Origin of the sequence: Streptomyces sp. NPDC060232, from assembly GCF_042726555.1 — a bacterium.
In the GTDB taxonomy this organism is placed as follows: domain Bacteria; phylum Actinomycetota; class Actinomycetes; order Streptomycetales; family Streptomycetaceae; genus Streptomyces.
The window spans coordinates 710,902-726,719 of sequence record NZ_JBHXAG010000001.1 but is presented as its reverse complement, the minus strand read 5'-3'; the positions used below and the strand labels follow the sequence as shown (position 1 = coordinate 726,719).

Genomic DNA, 15,818 nt, shown 5'->3' with positions numbered 1-15,818 from the left:
GTCAGGCTCCGGCCGGCTGCGGGGTCCGGCGCTGGTCGAGGAGGGCGGCGAAGGCGCGCAGGTCGGTGCTGCGCAGCAGTTCGGGGGCGCGCAGGCGCACTCCGGTCTCGCGTTCGACGGCTTCCAGCAGCCGTGCGGCGATGATGGAGGTGCCGCCGGCGTCGGTGAAGTTGTCGCCGAGGCCGGTGCCGGGGCGACCCAGGAGGTCGCGTACGGTCGACAGCACGAGCCGCTCGGTGGCGGTGGCGGCGGCGTCCGTGTCGGCGTCGGCGTGCTCGCCCGCGGTGGCGGTTGCGGGGGCCGGGACCCGGGCTGCCAGGGCGGGCCGGTCCACCTTGCCGTTGGCGTCGAGCGGAAAGCCGTCGACGATCCGTACGCCGCCGGGGACGGCCTGCTCGGGGAGCCAGGCACGGACCGCGTCGAGGAGGTCCCCGGTGGCCGGTTCGGCGCCCTCGGCGAGCCGCAGGTGTGCGACGAGACGGCCGTGGCCGGAGCTGTCGCGCTGCACGGTGACGACGGCGGTGCGTACCCGCGGGTCCTGCTCGAAGGCGGCTTCCACCTCGGCGAGTTCGATCCGCACCCCGCTGATCTTCACCTGGTCGTCGAGGCGGCCGAGGAAGTCCAGGCTGCCGTCGGCCTTCATCCGCACCCGGTCCCCGGTCCGGTAGAGGCGGTCGGTCGACGCCAGCTCCGGCTCCTGCGGGCGTGCGGTGAACCGGCGTGCCGTGAGTTCGGGGTCGAGGTAGCCGAGTGCCAGGCAGTGGCCGCCGACGCGGAGTTCACCGTCCTGGCCATGGGGGACGGGGTGGCCGTCGTCGTCGGTGACGACGAGGGTGACGCCCGGCAGCGCGGTGCCGATGGGCGGCGGGGCCTGCACGCCGGCGTCCGGGTCGGTGCTGCGCATGGTGTGGGTGGTGGTGACCACGGTGGCCTCGGCGGGACCGTAGGCGTTGTGGACGGTGGCGGTGACGTCGGGGCCGGGGCGACGGCGCATGCGGTCGCCGCCGACGACGAGGTGGCGGAGCTTCAGGTCCCGCGGCCAGGGCCGGTCCAGGAGCGGTTCGACGGTCGGGGTGGCCGCGACGGCGTGGGTGAGGGCGGAGTCCCGCCACCAGCCGGTGAGTACGTGTGAGTCCCAGCGGGTGTCGTCCGGCGCCGGGACGAGGGCGGCTCCGGAGGTCAGTGCGGCCCACAGTTCCAGCAGATGCGGATCGAACGCGACGCCGATCAGCAGGGACTGGCGGTCGCCCGGTGCGAGGCCGGTCTCGGCCCGGTACCAGTCGAGCGCGACGGAGAGGGAGGCCTCGCCGACGGCGACCGCCTTGGGGCGGCCGGTGGAACCGGAGGTGAGGACGGCGTACAGGGCGCCCTCGGGCGCGCGCCGGGTGCCGCGTACCGAGTCGGTGAAGGCGGCCACGACGGCGGCGGGGGCGTTGACCCCGTCGGTGGGCAGCGGCAGCGCGAGGTGCTCCCCGCCGCGGTGCGCCTCGGGCAGGAGTCCGGGGTCGCCGATGAGGCAGGCGACGTCGAGGTCCTCGGTGACGGCCTGGGTGCGGCGTTCGCCGGGGCGGGGGCCGAGCGGGAGGTAGACGGCGCCGATCCGGGCGAGCGCCACGGCGGTCGCCACCAGGGCGGTGGAACGGTCGAGGCAGACGCCGACCAGGTCGCCCGGGCGGACGCGGTCGCCCAGGGCCGCGGCGACCTGTTGGGCCGCCCCGTCGAGGTCCTGGTACGTCCAGATGCGGGTGCTGTCGACAACGGCCGGGGCCTGCGGGGCGCGCCGCGCCCAGTCCTCGAAGCGGGCGAGCACTGCGGTCGGTTCGGCGGAGGGCCCGTGGGCGACGCTGAGCGGAGCGCCGGCGTCGAGGAGTGCGGCAGGGGCGGTCAGGGACTGGGTCATCACGACTCCGTGGAAAGGGCGGTGGCGGCGAGGGCTTCGGCCTGGTCGGCGAGGACGGGGTTGCGGAAGAGCACCCGCAGCGGCGGGCGCGTTCCCAGCCGGGGCTCCAGCCACGCGGCCAGCTCGGCGGCCAGCAGGGAGTGGCCCCCGCTGTGGAAGAAGTGGGAACGGGCGTCGATCCGGCTGTGGCCGAGTACCTTCCTCCAGCCCTCCGTGAGCAGCGCCGTCATCGGGTCGTCGGAGGCTGCGGTGACCGCGGGCGAGGGCTCCGGGCCGGTTCCGGCCCCGGCCTCGGCGGTGTCGCCCGCGTGGCAGGTGTCGTCCGCGTGGCAGGTGTCGTCCGCGTCGAGTTCCGCCGCCCGGCGGGAGAGGACCGTACGGTCGGGCTTGCCGCCGGCGAGGGTCGGCATGGTGTCGAGCGATGCCCATCGGGCGGGCACGAGGGGGCCCGGCAGGCGGCGGCCCAGCTCGGCGTGGAGGGCCTTCTCGTCGAAGTCCGCCCCGTCGGGCCCGTCTTCGAGGAAGCCGACGAGCCGCGGGCCGCCGGGGCCTTCCCGGTCCAGTACGACGGCGCAGGACCGGCCGCCCAGCACCGTGGACGCCGCGGCCTCGATCTCCTCCAGTTCGATGCGGTGACCGCGCAGCTTGATCTGGTTGTCGCGCCGCCCGAGGAAGTAGAGCAGGCCGTCCAGACCGCGGTAGCCGAGGTCGCCGGTGAGGTAGACGCGCTGCCCGTCGAGGGCGTCGACGGTGACGAACCGGGCGGCGGTCACCTCCTCATTGCCCGCGTAGCCCTCGGCGAGACCGGGTCCGGCGACGGCGAGTTCACCGACCGCGCCGGTCGGCAGCGGGCGGTGGTGGGCGTCGAGTACGTGGATCCGCTCGCCCGGGAGTTCGGTGCCCAGCGGGATCTCGGCGCCCTCGACGAGGGCGTCGCGGGAGACCTCGTGGACGGTCGAGGTGACGGCCGCCTCGGTGACGCCATAGGCGTTGAGGACGGTGGCATCGGTCTCGGCGAGGACGCCGCGCAGTGCCTCCGTGGGAAGACGCTCGCCGCCGAGGACCAGGAGCCGGGGCGTCCAGCTCTCGTCACGCAGTGCGGGGCGCAGGTCCTCGCGGGTGGCGAGGAAGTAGCTGGTGGGAAGGTTGGCGACGGTGACCCGGGCGGAGGCCAGCAGTTCGGTGAGCTCGGCGCCGGTGGGCACCTCGTGCTCGGGCAGGACCAGGCACGCGCCGGCGTACAGGGTGGGCAGTACCTCTTCCAGCGCCACGTCGAAGGACGGCTGGGCGAACATCAGGACCCGGTCGGAGGTGACGAGGCCGAACCGGTCGGCGGCCGCCGTCATGTGGTGCACCAGGGCTGCGGGCCCGACGGCGACCGGCTTGGGGGTGCCGGTGGAGCCGGAGGTGTGGATGACGTACGCGGTGCCGGGAAGCACGGCGCCGTCGCGCGCCGGGGGCAGTACCGGGGCGTCGATCCGGGTGGTCGGCAGTGCGTCCGGCAGGGCCGGGCCGCCGTCACCGGTGAGGACGAGCGCCGGTGCGAGCCGCTCCAGCAGCAGGCCGAGGCGGGCCGGCGGGTCGGACGGGGACAGCGGGCAGTAGACGGCGCCGGTGCGCAGGCAGGCGAGCAGGGCGACGACGGAGTCCGTCCCGCGGGGCAGGACCACGGCCACCGGCCGGCCGGGGGTGACACCGGCGGCCTTCAGGCGCTCGGCGAGCGAGCCGACGCGGGCGTCGAGTTCGCCGTAGGTCAGACGGCGGGCGCCGCACAGCAGGGCCGGCTGCGAGGGGTGGTGCGCGGCCACGGGATCCAGCGGATCGCGGCCGTCCGGGACGGGTACGGGTTCGGCGGCCGGCTCCACGGCGGCCGGAGCGAGATGGGCCAGCGGGGTCTCGGGGCTGTCGAGGTAGGCGCGGAGCAGGTCCAGGAAGCGGCGGGAGAGCAGCCGGGCGACGTCCTCGCCGAGGAGGTCCGCGTCGTAGTCCCAGACGAGGGTCATGCCGGGCGCACCGTGGCGCGGGGTGACGCCGCGCCGGTCGTCCGGGAGCAGGACCACGTCGAGGTCGAAGCGGGTGGTGCCGGTGTTGAAGCCCTCGAAGAGGGTGATGTCGAGGCCGGGTACGTCGATCTCGGGCAGGGGCGCGTCGTGGGCGCTGAACATGACGGAGAAGAGCGGGTTGTCGGCGCCGGAGGTGTGCATGCCCAGTGCCCGGGTCAGCTCCTGCACCGGTACGTCCTGGTGCGGCAGCGCCCGGATGAGGGTGTCGGTGACCTCGTCCATGGTGTCCTGCGCGGGGACGGCGGCGTCCAGGGTGAGCGGCAGCGGGATGGTGTTGACGAACATGCCCACGGCGTCCTCGTAGCCGAGCGGGCGGTTGCCGACGGCGGTGCCGATGACCATGCGGGAGCGGCCGCTGTGCCGGCGCAGCAGTTCCGCGAACAGCCCGAGGAGGGTGGAGAAGGGGGTGAGGCCGCGGGTACGGGCGTGTCCGCGCAGGCGTTCGGCGAGGTCGGCGCCGATGCTCTGGCGCAGCTGACCGCCGTGGTGCCTGCGGCGGGCGCCGGGACGCGTCAGGCCGGGCAGCGGCAGGTCGTGCTGCTGGTCGCGCAGCTCGGTCCGCCAGAAGTCGAGCGATGCGGGGGCGTACGCGGTCTCGGCCCGTGCCTGGACGTGGTCCGCGTACGAGGAGGCGGCCGGGAGTTCCGGGGTCTCGCCGAGGACGTGGGCGCGGTAGACGCGGAAGACGTCGTCGAGCAGGATCGCGAAGGAGTGGCCGTCGTGGATCAGGTGGTGCTCGACGTGGACCAGCCGGTGGTGGCGCTCGGCCAGGCGTACGAGCGTCCAGCGGATCAGCGGTGCCTGGAAGGTGTCGAGCGGTGTCTCGGCCTCGGTGCGCAGGAGGCGGGCGAACGCCGCCTCGGGGTCCTCCGCGCTGCTGAGGTCGACGGTGTGCAGCCGTGGCGAGCAGTGCTCCGCGACCCGCTGCTCCGGTACGGAGCCGGCGGAGGCGACGAGTTCGAGGCGCAGGCCGGCATGGCGTGCCAGGGTGGCGGCGAGTCCGCGGCGCAGGGCCTCGGCGTCGAGAGTGCCCCACAGGTCCAGTGAGGCGGTGAAGTTGTAGGCGCGGCTGCCGGGCTGCATCTGCTCGTGCAGCCAGACGATCTCCTGCGAGGAGGAGAGGGGAAGCATGGGCGATCCCTGAGGTTGTCGGGTCGGTTTCCGGTGCCGGTCACGGTCGTGTCCGGCCGTCGTACGGGCGGCCTCGCGGGTCGCGCGGTGCCGCCCGGACGTGCGGGGATGCTGGGGGGGGAAAGCCCGGGGGCACGGCGCGCGCGGCAGGGTGGGGGCGCGCTGGGGTGCCGGGAGGGCGGTGTGGGGGCCGGTGTACGGCGGCCGCGGGCCGGTGTCGCGTCGGCGGGAGTGCCTGCGGTCGGAGGCGGGTGCTGGGGAGGGACACGTGTGCGCGGACCGTCCGGGCGGCGGGGAGACCGGGCGGCCGCGGGGTCAGTGCACGGTGTGCTCCGAGGGGCGCAGCGCGTGGGTGAGCGCGGCGAACGCCCGGTTGGCGGTCTCGTCGTCGAGTACCGCACGGTCCCACACCATCCGCAGGCGGATCTCCGCTCCCTGGGTGACGGACACGGCGAAGGGGCCGCGGACGGGCCTGCCGTCGACGTGGACCTCTCGTCCTTCGACGCCGGCCAGGGTCAGGGGCGGGCGACGGCTGTCGTCGTCCACGGTGAGCAGCCCGTCGAGGCCGCCGGTCCAGCCCGAGCCGGTGGCCCGTACGGCGGTCACGACCGCGTCGAACGGTACGTCGGCCCGGTCGAGGTCGTCCCACCACGCGTCGGCGGTGGCCTCCGCGTCGGGTCCGTGGCCGGTGTCGGCGGGGAATACGAGGGTGTTGAGGAAGCAGCCGATGACCGGCTGCGCCCCTGCGGGACGGCCGCCCCACGGGTAGCCGAGCGGGACGGTGCGGTCCGGGCCGTACAGTTCGCGGGCCGCGGAGCGGCAGGCGTCGAGCAGTCCGGGGAAGGAGACTCCGCCGTCGTGTGCGGGCAGCAGGGCCTGCGCGGCTCCGCTGGGCGGGGCGCTCTCGGGCGCTCGTGCGGGGCGGGGCGCCGGAGCGTGGGTGTGCAGCGTGCGCAGCCGTTCCGCCCAGTACGCGGCCGCCGTGGGCGTCTCCGCTCGTTCCTCGGCGGCGAGTTGCCGCAGGACCGCGTCCTCGTAGGCGGCGAGTTCGGCTGCCGTCTCCCCTGCCGCGGCGCCGGGTTCGGGCGCCTCCTCGCTGTAGGCGGCGCCGAGTTCGTCGACGATCCGCGCCAGCGACCGGCCGTCGCAGACGGCGTGGTCCAGGGCGATGGCGAGGACGTCCTCCTCGCGCTGCTCGTCGCGTACGAGGAAGAGCCGCAAGGGGGGACCCTGTGGATCCCAGGACGCGAGGGCGCGACGGAGCGCGTCGGCCGCGGGCTCGCCCGGTGCGACGGCAGGCCGGGCCACGGTGACGTCCGCATCGTCGGGAGCGGCGACGCGCAGTACGGGGGTGCCCCGGACGATGGCGGGCCGCGAGCGCAGGGCGGTGTGCCGTGCGGCGAGCCTGTGGGCCGCGGCACGCAGGCGTTCGGTGTCGACGGTTCCCCTGGGGAACGCGAAGAACATGGGCACCACGTCGGGGCGTCCCGTCGGGTCCAGCGAGCGCACCAGCATGAAGCGGCGCTGTGCTCCGGTGACAGGCAGCAGGGCGTCGGACCGGTCGGCGGTGAGACGCCGGTAGCGGGCGAGGTACTGACTCGTGATGCTGAGCACGGGGTCCTCTTCGTCGTGGCGGCGGGCGGTGGTCAGCCGGTGGGCGCGGGGGCGGGCCGTTCGTCCCCGCCGGCACGCGCGTCGGCGTCGGGGGCGGCGTCGGCAGCAGTGCCGTCGTCGGGGGCGGCGGCGTCCTGCGGACCGGGCAGGTCGCGCATCCGGCGCAGCGGGGAGAGCAGCAGCGGCAGTGGTACGGCGAGGATGCCGACGGCGCACCAGACGAGGGCCGTACGCGACCCGTAGGTCTGCGCGAGGGCCCCGCCGATGAGCGCGCCGAGCGGCAGCGTGCCCCACATGAGGAAGCGCAGAGTGGCGTTCATCCGGCCCAGCAGGCGGGGCGGGCACATCCCTTGGCGGAAGCTGACCTGGGCGACGTTGTAGACGACGGCGCCGAAGGAGACGGCCGCGGATCCGGTGGCGAAGAGGACCGCCCCGGCGAGACCGTGCGTGGACAGGGGCCACAGCAGTGCGAACGGGCCGGTCACGAGGAGGGACAGGAGGATGACGCGGGCCTGCCCCAGCCGTGCGGCCAGGCGGCCGGCGCACAGCGCGCCGAGGAGCCCGCCGACGGCCGAGGCGGACAGCACCAGCCCGAGCCCGGCGGCCTGCAGTCCGACGGTGCGGACGAGGTGCACGGTCTGCGTGGCCATGAGGACGGCCGTGCAGAGGTTGGCGAGGCCGGTGGTGAGGGCGATGACACGGAGCAGGGGGTGGCCGAAGACGAAGCGGACGCCCTCGCTGATCTCCTTGCGCAACGAGGCTCCGGGCGCGGCTGGTTCGGGGGCTTCCTCGGCCCGCCCGATGCGGTGGAGGAACAGGGCCGAGAGCAGGTAGCCGATGGCGTCGAGGATGACGGCGAACTGCGCTCCGACCAGCTGGACGAGTCCGCCGCCGATCCCGGGGCCGGTGACGTGCGCGGTGGAACGGACCGTCTCCAGCGCGCCGTTGCCTGCGACGAGCTGGTCGCGGGGCAGGATCTGCGGCAGGTAGCTCTGGTGGGCGACGTCGAAGAACACGGTCGCCACGCCCGTCACGAGCGCGACGGCGTAGAGCTGGGCCATGGTCAGGACGTCGGCGAGGGCGGCGGCGGGGATGCTCGCCATGGCCAGCGCGCGCACCAGGTCCGCCCGGATCATCAGGGGCCGTTTGCGCATACGGTCGGTGAGTGCGCCGGCGGGCAGGCCGACGAGCAGGAAGGCGGCGGTCTCCGCTGCGGTCAGGAGGCCCACCTGGAAGGCGGGGGCGTCGAGTACGAGGACGGCCACGAGGGGCAGTGCCACCAGCGTCACCTGGGCACCGAACTGTCCGGTGGCGGCTCCCGCGAGCAGCAGTCGGAAGTCACGCAAGCGCATGGGGCCACCTGTGCCACCGGTGGCGGCGCGGTTTGTGTCGGACATGTGAACGACATTCACCGATTAATCGCGCAACAGTCAAAGCAAACCTGTCAGTTTCGGACTTGTTTTGCGGCCACCCGGACACCAGTCGGGAAATTTTTCGTACTACCCCGGGTACCGCAACGTAAATTCCGGCGAGTCGAACTGGCGGCGCGAGACGGGTGGGGCAAGGGGTGCCAGGGGTGCGCGAGGGCCCTGAGCGGCGACCCTTACCGTGAGTAACCGATTCTATCCTGGCCGAAAAGGTTCATCTGTGATCACGTTCCTGCGGAATCGGATATTCCGTCCGCTATGAACGCCGCGCGGCCTCCGCTACGCCACCCATGCCGCACGCGGGCCGCCGGGCGCCCGGACGCCGGCCGCCGGCCGCCGGACGCCGAGAAAAAGGGGCCGGGATGTCCGACGGGGATGTCGAGAAGCGGCTTTCGGCTCCGTCCCCGGTGTGAAGGCGACCAGAATGGGTCGCACCAGCACCGAGGAGAAGCACCATGGCCAAGTACCTGCTGCTCAAGCACTACCGCGGCGCCCCGGCTCCGGTCAACGACGTGCCCATGGACCAGTGGACGCCGGAGGAGATCTCGGACCACATGCAGTACATGCACGACTTCGCAGCGCGGCTCGAGGCCACCGGCGAGTTCGTCGACGGCCAGGCGCTCGCCCCCGAGGGGACCTTCGTGCGCTACGACGGCGAGGGCCGCCCGCCCGTCACCGACGGGCCGTTCGCCGAGACCAAGGACCTCGTCGCCGGCTGGATGGTGATCGACGTCGACAGCTACGAGCGCGCCCTGGAACTGGCCGGGGAGCTGTCTGCCGCCCCCGGAGCGGGCGGGAAGCCCCTCCACGAATGGCTTGAGCTGCGCCCGTTCCTGTCCGCGCCGCCCACCATCTCGGAGTGACTCGGTGAGGGACGAGGTCCTCCTGCGGAGCCTCACGCCCGGCGTGCTCGCCGTCCTCGTCCGCCGCGGAGCAGACTTCGCGGCGGCCGAGGACGCCGTGCAGGACGCCCTGGTCGAAGCGGTCCGCGTATGGCCGGCCGACCCGCCGCGCGATGCGAAGGGCTGGCTGGTCACCGTGGCCTGGCGCCGGTTCCTCGACGCGAGCCGTGCGGACGCCTCGCGCCGCCGGCGGGAGGACCTCGTCGGCCAGGAGCCGGCACCCGGGCCCGCTCCCGCGGTCGACGACACCCTCCAGCTCTACTTCCTGTGCGCGCACCCCTCCCTGACGCCGTCGTCCGCGGTCGCGCTCACCCTGCGGGCCGTCGGCGGACTCACCACCCGCCAGATCGCCCAGGCGTATCTGGTGCCCGAGGCGACCATGGCGCAGCGCATCAGCCGCGCCAAGCGCACCGTCTCCGGTGTGCGGTTCGAACAGCCCGGCGATGTCGCCACCGTGCTGCGCGTCCTCTACCTGGTCTTCAACGAGGGCTACTCCGGCGATGTCGACCTCGCTGCCGAGGCCATCCGGCTCACCCGTCAGCTCGCGGCCCGGTTCGATCATCCCGAGGTGGCGGGGCTGCTCGCGCTCATGCTGCTCCACCACGCCAGGCGGGCCGCGCGGACGGCGCCCGACGGCAGCCTGGTACCGCTCGCCGAGCAGGACCGCGGCCGGTGGGACACGGGGATGATCGCCGAAGGTGTCGCGGTCCTGCAGGCGGCTCTCGTCCGGAACCGGCTGGGCGAGTTCCAGGCGCAGGCCGCCATCGCGGCGCTCCACGCGGACGCGCCCACCGCCGAGGAGACCGACTGGCCGCAGATCGTCGAGTGGTACGACGAACTCGCGCGCCTCACCGGCAGTCCCGTCGTACGGCTCAACCGTGCGGTGGCCGTCGGCGAGGCGGACGGACCGCGGGCCGGTCTGGCGGCGCTCGCCGCGCTGGACGATACGCTGCCCCGCCGTGCCGCGGCGGCGGCCTACCTCCACGAGCGCGACGGTGACCTGGCGACGGCGGCGCGGCTGTACGCGGAGGCGGCCCGGAAGGCTCCGAACCTCGCCGAACGCGACCACCTGACGCGCCGGGCAGCCCGGCTCAACGCCCGCCTCAACGGCATCCGTTGCGACTGAGGGGCTGCGGGCCGCGCCCTCGCGGGCTGCGGGACCGCGTCGCTCAGAAGGTCCACCGCGTGTGGCTGTAGACGCCGTCGTCGCGCCCGAAGCCGTACGCCGTGGTCGGAGCCACCGCGAACACCACCGCGGTGCCCTGCCGGAACGCGTCGTCGATGCCGTGGAAGGTGCCCTCGGGCGAGGTGATGTGGGGCCCGTACTTCGTCTCGTACGCCGTGATCACCTCCTCCACCACGGCCGGGTCGGAAACCTGCTCCGCCCTGCCCTCGACGACGATGTCGAGCCCCTCGGTGAGCGAATTCCCCCCGGTGGTCAGCGCGCAGTGGCCGTCGTGAGCCAGGTTCTTCGCCTTCTGCTCCCCCGGTCCGGTGGAGAAGTACATGACGCCGTCGTGCCAGGCGGCGATCACGGGGGTGACGTGCAGGCGCCCTTCGGGCCGGACCGTGGACAACCAGAAGATCTCGGCGGCGCCCAGCTGTCGCTGGGCCTCGGCCCAGTCGGTGGCGGTGACTTCGGCGGCACCCGGGCGGGGGTTGAGCGCCGAGCTGTAGCGGGCGTCGAGTTCGGTGGTGGGGTGCTTCGCGGATCCGTGGGGCGGCATCGTGGATCTTCTTCCTCTCCCCCGTTCGCTGTCGGCACGCTGCCGAGGGGGAACGAGCCCGTGCATCCTCCCGCGCGGGTGCGCCCGCCGGCGCCCTACGCGGCCGTCGACCGGTCCGGGGTCACCCGGCCGGTCGCGTGCCACGGCCGACGGCGGGCAGGGAAGACCTTCAGCCGTCCAGGAGGAGGCGCTTTTGCGGTTTGCCCATCGCGTTGCGCGGGATCGCCTCGACGAAACGGACCTCGCGGGGGCGCTTGTGGACCGACAGGTGGGCGGCGACGAAGTCGGTGAGCTCCGCTCCGGTGACCGCCTCGGCGACGACGAACGCGACGATCCGCTGGCCGAGATCCGCGTCGGGGACGCCGACCACGGCGGCCTCGCGCACCCGGGGGTGGTCCAGCAGTGCGTTCTCGATCTCACCCGCCCCGATCCGGTACCCGCCCGACTTGATCATGTCGGTGGACGCTCGGCCCACGATCCGGTGCACGCCGTCCTTCTCGTCGACGGCCGCGATGTCACCCGTACGGAACCATCCGTCCTCGGTGTATGCGGCGGCCGTCGCCTCCGGTTGGCCCAGGTAGCCGGAGAACAGGGTGGGGCCGGTCAGCTGGAGTTCGCCGATCTCCGCGCCGTCCTCGGCCGCGATACGGGTGGCGATGCCCGGCAGCGGGGTTCCGACCGTGCCCGGGTGGAGGTCGCCGCCCGCCCGCCCGCTCACCGTGATCAGTGTCTCCGTCATCCCGTACCGCTCCACGATGCGGTGCCCGCTCGCACGCTCGATGTCCCGGAAGACCGGCGCGGGCAGCGCCGCACTGCCCGACACCAGGAGCCGGGCCCCCGACAGGGCGGCCGCGGCGTGCGGCTCGCGGGCGATGCGCGACCATACCGTCGGCACGCCGAAGTACAGGCTCCCGCCCGCGGCCGCGTACGCCTCGGGCGCAGGCCGGCCGGTGTGCACGAGGCGGCTGCCCGTACGCAGAGCTCCGAGGACGCCGAGGACCAGTCCGTGGACGTGGAACAGCGGCAGTCCGTGGACCAGGGTGTCCTCGGCGCTCCACTGCCAGGCCTCGGCCAGCGCGTCAAGGTCTGCGGTGATAGCGGCGCTGCTGAGGACCACGCCCTTGGGGGCGCCCGTGGTGCCAGAGGTGTAGAGGATCAGCGCGGGATCCTCGGGTGTGCGTACGCCCGCCGGGGCGGGGGCCTTGTCCGATCGGCGGGCGAAGTCGACGTCGAGGGCGCGGGCACCGGAGTCGCGCAGGATGTGCCCGCGCTCGGCCGGACCCGCATCCGGCGGCAGCGGAACACACGGCACGCCGGCGAGGAGCGCTCCGACCACGGCGGCTACCGTCTCCAGAGAGGCCGTCGCGGTCACCGCGAACGCCGGGATGCCCGATGCGGCGAGATCTGCGGCCACCTGGCGGGCAGCGCCCAGCAGTTCCTCGTAGGAGGCGGTGCGGCCGGCGACGGTGACGGCGTCCGCGCGGTCCCCGTGGACACCGGTGAGGGCGGTCAGCATGGCGGGGCGGCTCCGTTCGGCGGTGGCGTGAGGTGCTGTTAGGCGATGTGCACGGTCCGGCCAGCCTACGCGGCCCGGACCGGGCCGTCGCACCCTATGATCGGCGGGACTCGACCGTTCGAAGACCAGTTCTCGACCTGATTCTCGATCCGGGGGGAAGCAGCACGTGGAAACGGCACGGCTGGCGACGATGATCGCCGCGACGATCACCATCGGCTGGATGAGCGGCCTCTTCTACGGATTCTCCGTGTCCGTGATGCCGGGGCTCCGGGTCGCCGCCGACCGTACCGCCATCGAGAGCATGCAGCGGATCAACGTGGCCATCCTCAACGGCTGGTTCCTGCTGGGCTACATCGGCGCGCTCGCCTTCAGCGCGGCCGCGGTGGTCCTCCACGCCACCGGCAGCGGCGGCCGGGACGCACTGGGGCCGCTCATCGGCGCGCTCGTCGCCTACCTCGCGGCCATGGGCGTGACGGCCCGGATCAACATCCCGCTGAACAGCGCCCTCGAACAGGCCGGCCCCGTCGAGCGCATCGCCGACCCGGCGGCGGTCCGCCGGGCCTTCGAAGCGCCGTGGGTACGTGCCAACGTGTGGCGGGCCGTGCTGTGCACGATCTCCCTCGGCCTCCTCGCCTGGGCGCTGGTCCGGCACTGACGGGACGGCGGGCGAGCCCGAATTCGGGCCCCGCAGCGCGTTGTCGGGCAGAGCGCGGGCAGGTGCGGTACATGAAGACCACAGAGAAGCAGCAGACACGCTTACGGCAGATCGGCGCCCCCGGGGAACGGAGGGCTCTGCGATGACGGTCCCGAGTACGAACGCGAGTGTCGGTGCCAGTGCCGGTGCCGGCGTCGTGGACGCCCCCGTGTGGGTTCACCTGGCGGTGATGGCGGCAGCGATCCTGATCCTCTTCTACAACCTGGCCAGGGACGGCCGTTGACGATCCGCTCGTCCCCCACGGGAAATGCCGGCGTCATGCGGCCGACGTGCCGAGGCCTGTCCGGTCATGATCGACCGGACAGGCCCGATGCGGCCACGGCCGCGTCTACCAGTAGTGGCGCCGGCCGCCGACGGCGTGTCCGACCGATCCCATGATCCACAGCGCCGCACCCACCACGAGCAGGATGACCCCGAGGGTCCACAGGATGGAGATCCCGGTCAGAAGTCCGATCAGCAGGAGGATCAACCCGACGGCAATCATGAGTACCTCGTTCTCGCGTTGGAGTGTCGGCGGAAACGGCGGGATCCGCCGTGGTGCTTCAGTCGCCGTCTGCCCCCGAACGCGGTCCTTATCTGTGCCTCCACACGATCCGACGCGATGGGTTGGAACCCGTACGGCCGGGCAGACGCAGTAGCGCGCGTAACGGCGCACCACCATCCTCGATCGCCGAAAAGCCGAGGTGAGCCGCATGGACCGGGACACGTCCGAACCGAAACCCGACAGCTCCAGGCCGAAGCCGAGGCCGCCGCACCCGACCCCGCGGGACGTCGCCCACGCACAGCGCGGGCCCCGGCCGGACGAGCCCCGCCCCGCTCCCGCCGAACCGTCTCCCGTCAAGCGGCCGCCGGTGGCCGAGCCACCTGACTGAGCCGTCTGAGGCGTAACCCGGGGCGAGCGCCGGACGGCCCACTGTGCGTTGCGGGTCCCTCCCGGCGGACGCATGGTGGGCAGTGCATTCCCCCCACTCGAGTCACTCAAGGAGTACCTCGTCATGAGCAAGGCAAAGGCTAAGGCCAAGCAGGTCAAGGGCAAGCTCAAGGAGACCGCTGGCGACACCATGGACGACAAGCGCATGCAGACGGAGGGCAGCGCCGAGCAGATGGCCGGCAAGGCCGAGGAGATGGCTTCGGAGGCTGCGAACAGGACCAAGAAGGGCATGCACAGGTCCTGACCGGCGCACCTCCCCGCGCCCGACGCAAGGAGGGGCCGGACCCGTCATGCCGACGGGTCCGGCCCCTCCTTCCGTCACCCTGACGGTGCATCGCGACGCCGGTAGTCCTGCCCGCCCGTGCCCGTCGGCCGGGGCCCGGCCGCGCCGCCCCCGCGCTCGGCCTGCCCCGGCAACATGGCCGGTACCTGCCTGGCATGCCACCAAAACGGATGTCGTGGTCGTCGACCCGGCCGCCCTGAACTCGCCCCGCGCTTCGACTGGGTCGGCAAGGTCGTCTTCAACGGGCGCCCCGAGAACATCGATGCGGTGTCCGTGGACGGGCGGCCGCTGAAGCTCGACGGGCGGCTGGTCGGCGTCGACCCGGGCTGCGTCGTCCGCGAGGCGGAAGCGGCCGCCGGCCGCCCCCGCGCAACCGGGTAAGTGCTGCGGCGGGGAAGGTGGCCGGGTCGCGGTGTTCGGTGCGGGGCGTCGCGAGGCGGAGGGCCACGTCCCAGGTCTCCGGCGGCTTCCTCGGCGGCCTCCAGGGCTTCCGCGGTCTGGTGGTGCGTCATGCCCGTGGCCTGTCGGCGTACCCTGTCGCGGGCTGCACGTTCCTCGGGGGTCGGCTCGTGCGGCGGTTCGTTCGTCGCGGTGTCCCGGATCATCGGTGGTACGCCTTCCACCGGTGGCCTGTCAGGCCCCTCGCCTCGTCCCTCCTCCGTACCCGCGGCAGGCCCTTCCGTCTCCGGTGGTGCGGAGCGGCCGGCCGCCGCGACCGCCTTCCTCCAGGAGTCACCCATGACACGCTCGCTCGACGGTCTCGTCTTCGTCCCCGTGGCCGACCAGGCACCCGGCCAGGTCGGTCGGCAGACCCGGTTCGCGTACCACGAGCGCGACGGTCTCGTCTGGGCCGACTACCAGGGCGGGGACGTGGTCAAGGGGCATCTGATCGGCACCCGGGAGGACGACACCGTCGCCTTCCGCTACGTCCAGCTCCGCGTCGACGGCACGACCGCGTCCGGGCGCTGCACGTCGCTCGTGACCGTCCTCGCCGACGGCCGCCTGCGCCTTGAGGAGTCCTGGAGTTGGGAATCCCAGGAGGGCAGCGGCACCAGCGCGGTCGAGGAACCGCTGGACTGACACCGCGACCTCCCTGCCATCGGCCGCCAGGGTGCCGACGGCAGCGGTACGGCAACGGCGGTGCAGCAAGGGCCGTACGGCCCTCAGTCGAGACAGAACTCGTTGCCCTCGACGTCCTGCATCACGAGGCACGACTCGTTCACCCCATCGGCGGCGAGCAGCCGCACGCGTACCGCGCCGAGCGCGACCAGTCGTGTGCATTCGGCCTCAAGGGCGGCCACGCGCTCCTCGCCCACGAGCCCGGTCCCGACCCGCACATCGATGTGCAGACGGTTCTTGACGGTCTTGCCTTCGGGAACACGCTGGAAGAACAGTCGCGGGCCCACACCCGTGGGGTCGACGCACGCGAACGCCGAACCCTGACGCTCGGGCGGCAGGGCGCGATCGAAGTCGTCCCAACTGGCGAACCCCTCGGGTGGCGGCGGTACGACGTACCCGAGTACCTCGCACCAGAAGCGGGCGACGCGCTCGGGTCGTGCGCAGTCGAAGGTGACCTGGAACTGCTTGATCGACGGCATCGGGCCATCGT

The 15,818-nt window shown here is 73.3% G+C and carries 15 protein-coding genes; 7 read left to right on the top strand and 8 right to left on the bottom strand.

Going from position 1 to position 15,818, the window contains the following annotated elements; all coding sequences use genetic code 11:
* Position 1 precedes the first annotated feature (1 nt).
* From ACFWFZ_RS03295 to ACFWFZ_RS03280, 4 genes are all read right to left on the bottom strand, one after another.
* Positions 2–1,900 (bottom strand): non-ribosomal peptide synthetase, encoded by a 1,899-nt coding sequence (locus tag ACFWFZ_RS03295; protein ID WP_387115793.1) that lies wholly within the window; start codon positions 1,898–1,900, stop codon positions 2–4.
* A complete protein-coding gene (locus tag ACFWFZ_RS03290; protein ID WP_387115790.1) occupies positions 1,900–5,094 on the bottom strand; it encodes an amino acid adenylation domain-containing protein in 3,195 nt (1,064 codons plus the stop codon). The genes ACFWFZ_RS03295 and ACFWFZ_RS03290 overlap by 1 nt, the downstream gene beginning before the upstream one ends.
* Positions 5,095–5,409: 315 nt before the next feature.
* Positions 5,410–6,708 carry a condensation domain-containing protein gene (locus ACFWFZ_RS03285; RefSeq protein WP_387115787.1) on the bottom strand — a complete coding sequence of 433 codons (1,299 nt, stop codon included), beginning with the start codon at positions 6,706–6,708 and terminating at the stop codon, positions 5,410–5,412.
* A 32-nt stretch (positions 6,709–6,740) separates the two neighbouring features.
* The gene (locus tag ACFWFZ_RS03280; protein WP_387115784.1) at positions 6,741–8,060 is read right to left on the bottom strand and encodes an MFS transporter; all 1,320 of its coding nucleotides are present in this window, start codon (positions 8,058–8,060) and stop codon (positions 6,741–6,743) included.
* 530 nt (positions 8,061–8,590) lie between these two features.
* Between ACFWFZ_RS03280 and ACFWFZ_RS03275 the strand changes: the two genes are divergently transcribed.
* Positions 8,591–8,998 carry a YciI family protein gene (locus ACFWFZ_RS03275; protein WP_387115782.1) on the top strand — a complete coding sequence of 136 codons (408 nt, stop codon included), beginning with the start codon at positions 8,591–8,593 and terminating at the stop codon, positions 8,996–8,998.
* Between the two features lie 4 nt (positions 8,999–9,002).
* A complete protein-coding gene (locus tag ACFWFZ_RS03270) occupies positions 9,003–10,163 on the top strand; it encodes an RNA polymerase sigma factor (RefSeq protein WP_387115779.1) in 1,161 nt (386 codons plus the stop codon).
* Positions 10,164–10,206: 43 nt separating this feature from the next.
* Here ACFWFZ_RS03270 and ACFWFZ_RS03265 read toward each other — a convergent pair whose 3' ends face one another.
* Together ACFWFZ_RS03265 and ACFWFZ_RS03260 are read right to left on the bottom strand one after the other, a co-directional pair.
* On the bottom strand, positions 10,207–10,764 hold the full coding sequence (locus ACFWFZ_RS03265; protein ID WP_387115778.1) for a pyridoxamine 5'-phosphate oxidase family protein: 558 nt from the start codon (positions 10,762–10,764) through the stop codon (positions 10,207–10,209).
* A gap of 169 nt (positions 10,765–10,933) precedes the next feature.
* Positions 10,934–12,280 (bottom strand): acyl-CoA synthetase, encoded by a 1,347-nt coding sequence (locus ACFWFZ_RS03260; RefSeq protein ID WP_387115775.1) that lies wholly within the window; start codon positions 12,278–12,280, stop codon positions 10,934–10,936.
* Positions 12,281–12,446: 166 nt separating this feature from the next.
* Here ACFWFZ_RS03260 and ACFWFZ_RS03255 point away from each other — a divergent pair, with 166 nt between their 5' ends.
* Positions 12,447–12,935, top strand: a complete 489-nt coding sequence (locus ACFWFZ_RS03255) for a DUF1772 domain-containing protein (RefSeq protein ID WP_387115772.1) — start codon at positions 12,447–12,449, stop codon at positions 12,933–12,935.
* Positions 12,936–13,077: 142 nt separating this feature from the next.
* Entirely contained in the window at positions 13,078–13,218 is a 141-nt protein-coding gene (locus ACFWFZ_RS03250; protein WP_387115769.1) for a hypothetical protein, read from the top strand.
* Between the two features lie 105 nt (positions 13,219–13,323).
* Here the strand turns inward: ACFWFZ_RS03250 and ACFWFZ_RS03245 are convergent, their stop codons facing one another.
* A complete protein-coding gene (locus tag ACFWFZ_RS03245) occupies positions 13,324–13,479 on the bottom strand; it encodes a DUF6131 family protein (protein WP_167751168.1) in 156 nt (51 codons plus the stop codon).
* 511 nt (positions 13,480–13,990) lie between these two features.
* Here ACFWFZ_RS03245 and ACFWFZ_RS03240 point away from each other — a divergent pair.
* The 3 genes from ACFWFZ_RS03240 (at position 13,991) to ACFWFZ_RS03230 (ending at position 15,289) form a co-directional block, all read left to right on the top strand.
* Entirely contained in the window at positions 13,991–14,170 is a 180-nt protein-coding gene (locus ACFWFZ_RS03240; protein ID WP_387115765.1) for a CsbD family protein, read from the top strand.
* Positions 14,171–14,344: 174 nt separating this feature from the next.
* Positions 14,345–14,590: a hypothetical protein gene (locus tag ACFWFZ_RS03235; protein ID WP_387115762.1), complete on the top strand. Its 246-nt coding sequence runs from the start codon at positions 14,345–14,347 to the stop codon at positions 14,588–14,590.
* A gap of 357 nt (positions 14,591–14,947) precedes the next feature.
* Positions 14,948–15,289, top strand: a complete 342-nt coding sequence (locus ACFWFZ_RS03230) for a hypothetical protein (protein WP_387115759.1) — start codon at positions 14,948–14,950, stop codon at positions 15,287–15,289.
* 83 nt (positions 15,290–15,372) lie between these two features.
* On the opposite strand, the gene ACFWFZ_RS03225 is transcribed toward ACFWFZ_RS03230, so the two are convergent.
* On the bottom strand, positions 15,373–15,807 hold the full coding sequence (locus tag ACFWFZ_RS03225) for a VOC family protein (RefSeq protein WP_387115756.1): 435 nt from the start codon (positions 15,805–15,807) through the stop codon (positions 15,373–15,375).
* Positions 15,808–15,818: the final 11 nt, after the last annotated feature.

Excerpts from the sequence above, each read along its gene's own strand:
- ACFWFZ_RS03250 (WP_387115769.1), top strand. The coding sequence starts at position 13,078 with ATGACGGTCCCGAGTACGAACGCGAGTGTCGGTGCCAGTGCCGGTGCC.
- ACFWFZ_RS03290 (WP_387115790.1), bottom strand. The coding sequence starts at position 5,094 with ATGCTTCCCCTCTCCTCCTCGCAGGAGATCGTCTGGCTGCACGAGCAG.
- ACFWFZ_RS03245 (WP_167751168.1), bottom strand. The coding sequence starts at position 13,479 with ATGATTGCCGTCGGGTTGATCCTCCTGCTGATCGGACTTCTGACCGGG.
- ACFWFZ_RS03235 (WP_387115762.1), top strand. The coding sequence starts at position 14,345 with ATGGCCGGTACCTGCCTGGCATGCCACCAAAACGGATGTCGTGGTCGT.
- ACFWFZ_RS03240 (WP_387115765.1), top strand. The coding sequence starts at position 13,991 with ATGAGCAAGGCAAAGGCTAAGGCCAAGCAGGTCAAGGGCAAGCTCAAG.
- ACFWFZ_RS03225 (WP_387115756.1), bottom strand. The coding sequence starts at position 15,807 with ATGCCGTCGATCAAGCAGTTCCAGGTCACCTTCGACTGCGCACGACCC.
- ACFWFZ_RS03260 (WP_387115775.1), bottom strand. The coding sequence starts at position 12,280 with ATGCTGACCGCCCTCACCGGTGTCCACGGGGACCGCGCGGACGCCGTC.
- ACFWFZ_RS03280 (WP_387115784.1), bottom strand. The coding sequence starts at position 8,060 with ATGCGCTTGCGTGACTTCCGACTGCTGCTCGCGGGAGCCGCCACCGGA.
- ACFWFZ_RS03230 (WP_387115759.1), top strand. The coding sequence starts at position 14,948 with ATGACACGCTCGCTCGACGGTCTCGTCTTCGTCCCCGTGGCCGACCAG.
- ACFWFZ_RS03295 (WP_387115793.1), bottom strand. The coding sequence starts at position 1,900 with ATGACCCAGTCCCTGACCGCCCCTGCCGCACTCCTCGACGCCGGCGCT.
- ACFWFZ_RS03265 (WP_387115778.1), bottom strand. The coding sequence starts at position 10,764 with ATGCCGCCCCACGGATCCGCGAAGCACCCCACCACCGAACTCGACGCC.
- ACFWFZ_RS03275 (WP_387115782.1), top strand. The coding sequence starts at position 8,591 with ATGGCCAAGTACCTGCTGCTCAAGCACTACCGCGGCGCCCCGGCTCCG.